The sequence below is a fragment of the Lutibacter sp. genome (genome assembly GCF_041562875.1).
Lineage (GTDB): Bacteria > Bacteroidota > Bacteroidia > Flavobacteriales > Flavobacteriaceae > Lutibacter.
The window spans coordinates 1-10,019 of the sequence record NZ_JBFFOE010000086.1; the positions used below are offsets into that span (position 1 = coordinate 1).

Genomic DNA, 10,019 nt, shown 5'->3' on the forward strand with positions numbered 1-10,019 from the left:
CAAACAACAGCAGCTTTAGGTTTTGACTATGAGTTAATGGAAAAAACACACTTTACAATGGATTTCAACTACTTTGCTGATATCTATGCACGTTATGATCCAAATAAAAGAACTACCGCTGGTCCACAATCTTGGGAATTACCTGAATATTCAACATTTGATATGAGTGTAAGACATGGATTTAAAATTGGTGATTTAGACGCAACCTTAACAGGTAGAATGAACAACGTATTTGACACTCAGTATATTTCTGATGCTACTGATGGTGGAGGTTCAGAAACTTCTTTAGTTTGGTACGGTTACGGAAGAACATTTAACATAAGTGCAAAACTTAAATTTTAAAATATAGAATTATGAAAAAATTAATTTATTTAATAACGGTTTTAGGCTTGGCATTTACAAGCTGTGAGCCAATGGATGATATCTATAACGCTCTTGATGCTCAAGAAAAAGTAATTACTGGTGAAGCTACATTTACCCTATCTGATGATGATTATGATTTCTTAGAATTAGGATATGGAAATTTTAGCTCAATTGATGATGCTAAAACAATGATTCCTGGTTTGTTGAAAAACAATTACCCTGTTTGGGGAAATGGATCATTAGCAACAGTTACTTTTAAATGGTATAACCCAAAAAGCTCTCCTAGCGGAAATATATATGCATTATCTGATGCAGACCATAATGCTATTACGGGTAAAACTTATGGAAACTTTGATAAAAGTTACCATATTTTTAATTATTTAGATGCAAAATATCCTTCTCCTAGCGAAGGTGACTTTTATTCTTTAAGATATCGTTTTTATGCAGGTGGAGAAAGTACTTTAACTGATGGTTTCTTATTTGAAAATGGAGATTGGACTAAATTTAATGGATTTACTGAAGATGAGTATTTGTCTATGGGTGAATCATATCCAAACTTTTCAAGCCATGATGAAGCAGCATTAAAAATACCTTTAGCTTTACCAGACATCTTTAAATTTAGCCAAAAAGTTGCTGGTGACATTGTTCAAGCCATGTATGAATTATACAAAGGTGGTGGTGTAACAAAAAGCTATGTTAATAACTATATATTTGATGGATCTAAATGGGCTCCATATACAAATGTTGCTTTAGAAACTATTAAATTTGGTCACGACGGTACTGTTTGGGTACCGGACAACACTATTAAATATACACTGACTCAGGCAGATTATGATTCTTTAGGAACTGAATATGGAGATCCAGGTTATTATAATAATTTTGATGTTAGAGAAGGTGAGACTAACTATAAAAACCAAACGGAAATACTAGCTTACTTAAACACTGTACTTTTAAATAACTTCCCTGGAATGGCAGAAGGGCAAAAATTTGCTGTTTCTTATGATGTTTATACAGGTGCAGCTGCTGTATGGGAAATGAAAGTTATTTTATCTGGGGGAGTTTACATTCTTCAATAACTATATAAAATTTCTTTAATATATCTTAAAAAACCTCCCAAATTGGGAGGTTTTTTTATGCTTTTTTTATTACCTTTATAAAGGCTGCATAAGCCTTTTTTTAAAGGGTTGTTTATACTACCTTGTAATTATACTACTATACTTTAAAATTAACTGTACATAATTTACCAAAATATTGTACATAATTTATCAGTTTTTATGTACAATAAAAACCAAACTTAACCTTTGAAATGACAAGATTTAATACCTGTTTTACAAAATTAATAAAGCAATTATACTGTTCTACTTAGTGTGAAAAAATTGTTAATCAGTTCTAAAAGTATTGTTTAGAAAAATAATGTATTTAACTAAATCTATTTTTGCTTTGCAACGCTACAATCCACTATTATATCTAAAATAACCGTGAAACATGCTTCTTATTATTAGACAATACTATTTATTATTATTGTTTTGAATTTAATTTTTCAAACAATTGAAGTGCAAAACCATCAGTTAAACTGGCCACATAATTACAAATATTTAAAACCCTGAGATATAGAGATTCATTTGGCTCTTTTAAATTTTCTGGTAATAAGTGTAAAATTAGTTTATCGTAATTAGATAAACAATTGTTATGTTTATTATTGCTTGCTGTTAAAAACACCTCTAATAATTTTGTGATGATAGTATATCCCGCAAGCTCTTTTTCAATAACCTCTCTGCTTCTATAAATTTTTTCAATACTTAATCTTATAATATCATTTATTTGAGCTTCATATTTACATTTCTCTAATAATGAATATGGGTATTCCCCTTTTAAAATTGCAACTTCATTCGCTAAAAAAACTGAAGCAGCTTCATTTATTAATGTTCCAATAGCTAAAGCTCTTAAATAGCTTAATCGATCTTTCTTATATTTTAATTGATGATATTTCTTTGAGTCGATTGTATCTTTTACTAATTTTATTAAATATTCTAAGGCAAATTCTTCTTCAATTAAACCTAAATTTATGCCATCTTCAAAATCAATAATTGTATAACAAATATCATCGGCAGCTTCAACTAAATAAGCTAACGGATGTCTTTTATATGCAATATTACCATCTTTACCTGTTGCAATTAAACCTAATTCCTGAGCAACTTCTTTAAAAAAAGGAATTTCAGATTGAAATATTCCAAATTTCTTATCCGAAATTTGATTTGTTGGCTTTTTGGGTAATGATTCTTTTGGATATTTAATAAAAGTTCCTAAGGTTGCGTATGATAATCGTAAACCTCCTTCAATGCCTTCTTTATGTTCAGTTAAAATCTTAAAACCATTTGCGTTTCCTTCAAAATCAATTAAATCTTGCCATTGTTTTGAAGTTAATTGCTCCTTATATTTTTGACCATTTCCATGTTTAAAATATTCGCCAATTGCTTTTTCTCCATTATGTCCAAAAGGTGGATTTCCAATATCATGAGCTAAAGCAGCTGTTGCTACAATTGCTCCAAAATCATTCATTTTATAGCCTTCGTCAGCTAAATTAGGATGTTTTTTTAATACTTGCTCTCCTACAATTCTTCCAAGTGAACGAGCAACAACACTTACTTCTAAACTATGCGTTAAACGTGTATGAACAAAATCGGTTTTTGATAGTGGAACAACCTGTGTTTTATCTTGTAAGCTTCTAAACGAATCTGAAAAAATAATACGATCATAATCTACTTCAAAACCCAACCTTGTTTCGTCTTGATTGATTCTTAATCTTTTTTGAGTGTCTCCAAATCGTTTTAAAGACAATAACTGACTCCAATTCATTTTCATTTTAAAAAATTTTATGCAAGATACTTAATAATTTATATTTAATGGAGCATTTTAATCTTAAGGAACTTAACATTAAAATCATAAAACAATAAACTACACATAACCTTTAATTAACATCAATGCAGTTAATTTGTATGTATTCTAAATAAATGTTAATGAAATTTTTTTGGTTTGTAATTTTAGTAATTTCAAGTACGTTAGTGTACAGTCAATCTTTTGAAGTTGAGTCCTTTTTTTCTGACTCTCATAAACAAGGTGGGATTGAAGGAGTAGTATTTGATAATGAAACTAATAACGAACCTTTGTTATTTGCTACAGTTGCTATTAAAAACACAACGGTTTCAACCACAACTGAACTTGATGGTTCATTTTCATTAAATCTAAAACCTGGTTCATATACGTTAGTCTATAGTTTTGTTGGCTATAAAACAATTGAAGTTGAGAATGTAATTGTTACTTCAAATAAAACTACCTCAAATAATCAAACTCTTTCAGCTTTAGAAGCTAGTTTTGATATTTCTTCAATAGATTAATTTTAAATAAATCATTTCTTTTCTTAATACACATTGTCATCTTATTTTAATGTGATTTTGCTTTGTTTGTGTATTTAATTAGCTAACATTAAATTAACACTTTTATGAACATTAAATAACAACGGGTTAACTTTTAATTCACTTCATCATTATTTCTTTGCACCAAGAAATTAACCCAAGAAATGAAGAAAATTTTTATAGCAATATTTATATTTATTAATGCAATTGCATTTAGTCAAACAAGTGGTTCTATCAGAGGAACTGTTTACGATAAAGAAGTAAATAATGAACCTTTACCTTTTGTAAATGTGTTTATTAAAGGAACTACAACAGGAACTACAACAGAATTTGAAGGAACTTATTCTATGAATGTAGCACCTGGAACTTATACTTTAGTTTTTAGTTTTATTGGCTACAAAACTATTGAAATTCCTAACATAGTAGTAAAAGTTAGTAAAACTATTACTGTTAATCAAACAATGAGCGCAAGTGAAGGTGTTTCATTAAGCGAAATTCAAATTACAGGAAGTACTAAAAAAGAATCTGAAACAGCTCTTTTAACTGAACAGAAAAAAGCCATTTCAATTAAACAAAGTATTGGTGCTGAAGAATTAAACCGAAAAGGTGTTAGTGATGCAGCAACAGCAATAACAAAAATATCAGGTATTTCTAAAGAAGGATCTAGTAATGTTTATGTTCGTGGTTTGGGCGATCGGTATTTAAATACAACGCTTAATGAACTTTCAATGCCTTCAAATGATATTAATAAAAAGAACATTGATTTAAGTTTATTTTCTTCAGATATTATTCAAAACGTATCTGTAAGTAAAGCGTATACTGCAAATTTTTATGGAGATTTTGCTGCTGGGAATGTAAATATTACTTCAAAAGAATTTACGGGTGATAGTTTTGTTGATGCTTCATTAACTTCTGGAATTAATTCAAATGCTGCTGGTAAAAACTTTGTGAAAAGTGGCGGAACTGGTTTTATGGGATTTTATGGAAGATATAATCACAATCCATTTACTATTGTGATTTCACATGGCGTTGATCCAATTGCTGCTCAAGAACCAATAAATACAGGAATCAGTTTATCTGCTGGAAAATCATTCAACATTGGTAAAGATGGTAAATTAAGTTTATTTGTTACAGGTTCTTTTGAAAACAATTATTCATTTTTTGAAGGAAGTGAAACTGAATACACAAACGTAGAGAAAAAGTCATTCAAAAATGTAGAACGCTATAACTACACAACTAATTCTACCATTATGGGTAGTGCATTGTATAAAATTGACACTAATAACAAAATTACTTTCAACTCATTATTTATTAATAATTCAAGTGATGAAGTTGGTTATTATGGCATAAAAGGTTTAGGTACAAATAGAGATGCAAAATTAGATACTGACAAAGGTTTTTACCAGATGAATGTTCAGTTTAATCAAGATTTAGTTTTTGTAAATCAATTAATTGGTACACATAAAATTGATGACAAATTTGAAATTGATTGGGGTGTAGGTTATAACAATGTATATTCTCACGAACCAGACAGAAAAAGAATTTCTCTAGAACAATACAATTTAGAATTGGATAACGATCTAACTACAAATGCATCCTTCTACACCAATAACTCTTTTGACAATCAACGTTATTTTGAAAAAATTATTGATGAAGAAATAAATGGACGATTTAATATAAAATACAATGCTTCTGAAGCTATTAAATTAAACGTTGGTTTTAATGACAGATACAAAAAACGTAATTTCAACAATATAAGATACGGTTATAAAAATATTGATCAATCTTTAAATGTAGACACAAAAAACTTCAATGCAATTTTTAATTATGATAATTGGGCAAGTGGTTTGTATGAAACGGATGTTTTTAGAGCTTTATATCCTGAAGGAGAAGGCGTATTTCATATTGGCCCAACAAATAATCCTGGAAAATATGAGAATACTTACAAAGGAGAATTAGAAGTGTTGTCAGGTTATGCTTCTGCTGAATTTAATTTAGGTGAAAAATGGTTAATTGTACCAGGTTTTAGATCAGAATATTTTAACCAAAAAATTAATTATGATGTTATTAATCTTATTAATAACCCAGGAGTTTCTGAAGTTTCAGAAGATTTGTATTTACCTACTTTAAATATAAAATATGCTTTAAATGATGAAATAAACTTTAGAGTATCTTATAGCAACACAGCTTCATTTCCTGAATTTAAAGAAATGGCTCCTTACGTTTATGAAGGTGTAACTTCAAGAATTGGTGGGAATCCTGATTTATTAGGACACCAAGAAAATGTAAACTACACCAATGTAAAAGATGTATCCTACTCAAAAATCTTAAACTTAGATTTTAAATTTGAGTGGTTTATGAAAAGAGGCGAAATTTTATCAATAGCGGGTTTTGCTAAAGAAATTAAAGATCCTGTAAACTTAGTTGTAGCAAATGATGCTACAGGCACACAACGTTTTTTTAGAACTGGTAACAAAGCTAAAATTTATGGAGTTGAAGCTGAAGTAAAAAAGGATATTCTTTCAAAAAACAATGAAACGCTATTATCAGGAGGCTTTAACATTTCTTATATGCATACAGAACAAGATTTATTTAATACAATACAAGGAACTTACAGCACTGCTTTTAATAAAGATACTGAAGAACTTCAAGGAGCTTCTCCATTATTAATAAATGCCGATTTAAATTTTTCTCCAAATTTTGGAGATAAAGTAAAACCTACTATGAATGTTATTGCAAACTATTTTTCTGATAGAATTTATGCTTTAGGTTCTGGACAACTGGGAAATAAAATTGAAAAAGGATTTACAACACTAGATTTTGTTTGGAAAAATAAAATAGGAAGAAATACTGAATTTAATTTTAGTGCAAAAAATATTTTAGATCCTAGTATAAAAGTAATTAGAGAAATAGCTAACAACCAAGAAATAATACTTGAAAGCTACAAAAGAGGAATAAATTTCAGTTTACAATTCAAATACAAATTTTAAAAATATAAATAATCAACTATTAAATCAATTAAAAAAAATGAGAAATACGTATTTAACTTTAGCAATAGCATCAATGCTATTAATTTCTTGTGGTGCTGACGACACGTCAGATATCATCATAAACAATACTGATAATTCAGTAACAACAAATAACAATACAACAGGAGGCACTACTACTGACCCTAATGCAGGTGAAAAAATTGATCTTGTTGGAAGCCAAACAAGTGATTTACTATTAGAAGCAAAAAATGAATATACTATTACAGGACCTTTTGTTATGGAAACTGGGACTACTTTAACAATTGAAGCAGGAACTATTATTAAAGCACAAGCTTCAGGATCAGATATTTATATAGCTATAGCTCAAGGAGCTAAAATTATAGCTAATGGAACAAAAGATTTACCAATTATTATGACTTCAAACTCAACTGCACCAAAAGCAGGTGATTGGGGAGGTTTAATTTTATTAGGTAAAGCACCTATCAACTCTGTTGCAACAGGAACTTCAACTTCTGAAATTGGAGGTTTACCTTACGGTGGAAACGATGCTGCTGATAACTCAGGAACTATTCGTTACGTTCGTGTACAATATTCAGGAGGGAAAGCTGATGGACAATCAGAAAACAATGGTTTTTCATTCTATGGTGTAGGTAATGCTACAACTGTTGAATATATTCAAATGTTTGAAGGTTTAGATGATGGACTAGAATTTTTTGGTGGGACTGTAAATGTAAGTCACGTTTCAGTTATAAATGCACAAGATGATTCTATTGACTGGACTGAAGGATATACTGGAAATGTAACAGACGTATATGTTAAGCACGGTCCTGATCATGATAAAGGTTTTGAATGTGATGGTTATAATACTGACATAGGAAACAATTCTAGTCCATTATATTTTTCAAAGCCAAATGTACTTAACGTAACTATTGTTAGTTTAGGGTCAGATACAGGTAATGAAGCTGTTAGATTAAGAGCAGGTACACAAGGTATATTTACAAATATTGTAATGGAGGGTTTCGCAACAGGTTTCAGATTAGATGGCGATCTTGCTGATAATCCAACAGGACAAGGTGTTATTGATGGTGATTTGGATGCTTCAGATATTACTTTCACTGATGTTACTTTAAAATTAAAAAATAATACAGGAGTTATATTTACAGAAGCTGATTTTATCTCTGGAGATGGAAATGGAACAGGAACAGATTATGCATCTTGGGGTGCTGGCTGGACTGTTCAATAACGGCTAAAACTCACATATAATAAAAAAAGGATGCTACTAGTAGCATCCTTTTTTTATACAATAAATTTAAATTTATTAGTTAATTTACTACCAATGCCTTTTCTTCAACATTTATAATTTTGTTTTCTTTATAGGTAACAATATTAATTTTATCATTTTTAAAGTAAGTCCAAACACCATCTTTTTCACCATTATTGTAGTTTGCAATCACCGTTTTATTTCCTTGAAGATCATAACTAATCCAGGTGTTGTGTAATTTTCCTTCTTTATTAAAAAAACCTTCACGTTCAATAATAGTACTATTATCAGCAAAATAATAAGTAGCTTGTACTAAATCATTATCTACTTTTTTGTAATCTACTTTTTGTTCTTGTGAAAATGCTGTTATACTAAACAACACAATAAATATGTTTATAATTAATTTCATGGCTAAATATTGTTTAATTATTATTCAATTTATGCATACTCAAATGTACTTACTTTACCTTAGTTTAATTATTTATTAACGTTAAGTTTACATTAAGTTTTTATTTGTTGCACGTAACTATCTAAAAAAGAGTTAAATACGTAAATATTGTTATTATCTTAAAAATTAGGAATTTAAAATAATAATTATTTTATAAATCATATTCCTTAAAATCTAGACGAATATAATTAACGATTAAATAATCTTAAGTTTACCTAAAAGTTACAATTTTATAGGATATTTACAATATGTATAGATAGATTTATTAATACATCATTTTATATAAATTATTAGTTTTTGTCAACAATAATTTAAAATGTAAGACCGCCTTTAAATTTGGCGGTTTTTTTAATGTTAGTTATTAGATAACATATTGTTAACATTAGATTAACAATTGTGTCAGTTCTTTGCAGTGACAAAAACTAATATAAATTATGAAAAAACAATTATTATTTTTAAGTGTGGCAATTTTAACAGTTTCTGCATTTGCTCAAGAATCAACAGATGAATTTAAACCAAGTGGTGAAGTTCAATTCAAAGTTTTTTGGAACTACCATATAGACTTTACCAATAATGCTACAAAAAAAAGTGCTTTTGAACTAGATCGTTCTTATTTTGGGTATAAATACAACTTCAGCAAAACAATTTCGGCTAAAATTACTTTTGATGTTGGTAGCAATAGCACAGGAAGTGAATATACTGCCTTTTTAAAAGTGGCTCAGTTAGACTGGAAAGTAGCTTCGGGAGTTAAATTAAGTATGGGTTTAATTGGTATGAAACAATTTAACGACCAAGAAGATTTTTGGGGATACCGTTATTTATTTAAATCATTTCAAGACGAAAATGGTTTTGGAAGTAGTGCAGATTTAGGGGTAAATGCAGAATTTAAATTAAGTAAAAATTTAAAGGCTAACTTTTTAATAGCAAATGGTGAAGGCTATAAAAAATTACAAGATACTGATGGTTATCAAAAATTTGGTGGAAATTTAATTTTTACACCTATCGAGGGTTTAACTACAAAAGTATATATGGATACTCAAAGTTCAGCAACTTCTGATGCATTAACTTCATTTTCTTTATTTGCTGGTTACGATGCTTCTGATTGGAGATTAGGTGCTGAATATAATAAATTACAAAATGGTAAAAAATATTCTAGTCCAATTGACAATTATAATTTAGATGGAGTTTCATTTTATTCTACCTATGTAATTAATAAAAAGGTTGAAGTATTTGGTCGTTTCGATCAAATAAGTTCAAACATTTTAGCGGGCGAAACAACTAATTGGAATAGCGCTAAAGATGGAAATCAAATAATTGCAGGTATTCAATTTGCGCCTGTCAAAGGATTAAAATTTGCCTTAAACTACCAAGGATTTAATTTTAAAGATTCAGCAATAGACAATAAATCATTAGTATTTTTAAACGCAGAATTTAAATTATAAATAACCGATTGTAAGTAAATTAATGTGAAATAAATAATTTTTACTTAACTTAAACTTTACAATCAAATTATTCCTTTGCAAAACAATTAAAAGATAAAAAAA

7 protein-coding genes and 1 pseudogene are annotated in these 10,019 nt (G+C 28.8%); 6 read left to right on the top strand and 2 right to left on the bottom strand.

Annotated elements, in window-relative coordinates; all coding sequences use genetic code 11:
- Positions 1-342, top strand: a pseudogene (locus ABY863_RS10705) (TonB-dependent receptor); the annotation flags it as partial.
- Between the two features lie 11 nt (positions 343-353).
- A complete protein-coding gene (locus ABY863_RS10710; RefSeq protein WP_372794654.1) occupies positions 354-1,439 on the top strand; it encodes a hypothetical protein in 1,086 nt (361 codons plus the stop codon).
- 442 nt (positions 1,440-1,881) lie between these two features.
- On the opposite strand, the gene ABY863_RS10715 is transcribed toward ABY863_RS10710, so the two are convergent.
- Positions 1,882-3,219 carry a deoxyguanosinetriphosphate triphosphohydrolase gene (locus ABY863_RS10715; RefSeq protein ID WP_372794666.1) on the bottom strand — a complete coding sequence of 446 codons (1,338 nt, stop codon included), beginning with the start codon at positions 3,217-3,219 and terminating at the stop codon, positions 1,882-1,884.
- Between the two features lie 161 nt (positions 3,220-3,380).
- Between ABY863_RS10715 and ABY863_RS10720 the strand changes: the two genes are divergently transcribed.
- The 3 genes from ABY863_RS10720 (at position 3,381) to ABY863_RS10730 (ending at position 8,009) form a co-directional block, all read left to right on the top strand.
- On the top strand, positions 3,381-3,758 hold the full coding sequence (locus tag ABY863_RS10720; protein ID WP_372794656.1) for a carboxypeptidase-like regulatory domain-containing protein: 378 nt from the start codon (positions 3,381-3,383) through the stop codon (positions 3,756-3,758).
- Between the two features lie 182 nt (positions 3,759-3,940).
- Positions 3,941-6,766: a TonB-dependent receptor gene (locus tag ABY863_RS10725; RefSeq protein WP_372794658.1), complete on the top strand. Its 2,826-nt coding sequence runs from the start codon at positions 3,941-3,943 to the stop codon at positions 6,764-6,766.
- 37 nt (positions 6,767-6,803) lie between these two features.
- Positions 6,804-8,009 (top strand): multidrug transporter, encoded by a 1,206-nt coding sequence (locus ABY863_RS10730; protein WP_372794660.1) that lies wholly within the window; start codon positions 6,804-6,806, stop codon positions 8,007-8,009.
- 79 nt (positions 8,010-8,088) lie between these two features.
- Here ABY863_RS10730 and ABY863_RS10735 read toward each other — a convergent pair whose 3' ends face one another.
- Positions 8,089-8,436 carry a membrane-binding protein gene (locus ABY863_RS10735; protein WP_372794662.1) on the bottom strand — a complete coding sequence of 116 codons (348 nt, stop codon included), beginning with the start codon at positions 8,434-8,436 and terminating at the stop codon, positions 8,089-8,091.
- A gap of 473 nt (positions 8,437-8,909) precedes the next feature.
- Here ABY863_RS10735 and ABY863_RS10740 point away from each other — a divergent pair, with 473 nt between their 5' ends.
- On the top strand, positions 8,910-9,917 hold the full coding sequence (locus ABY863_RS10740; RefSeq protein WP_372794664.1) for a hypothetical protein: 1,008 nt from the start codon (positions 8,910-8,912) through the stop codon (positions 9,915-9,917).
- Positions 9,918-10,019: the final 102 nt, after the last annotated feature.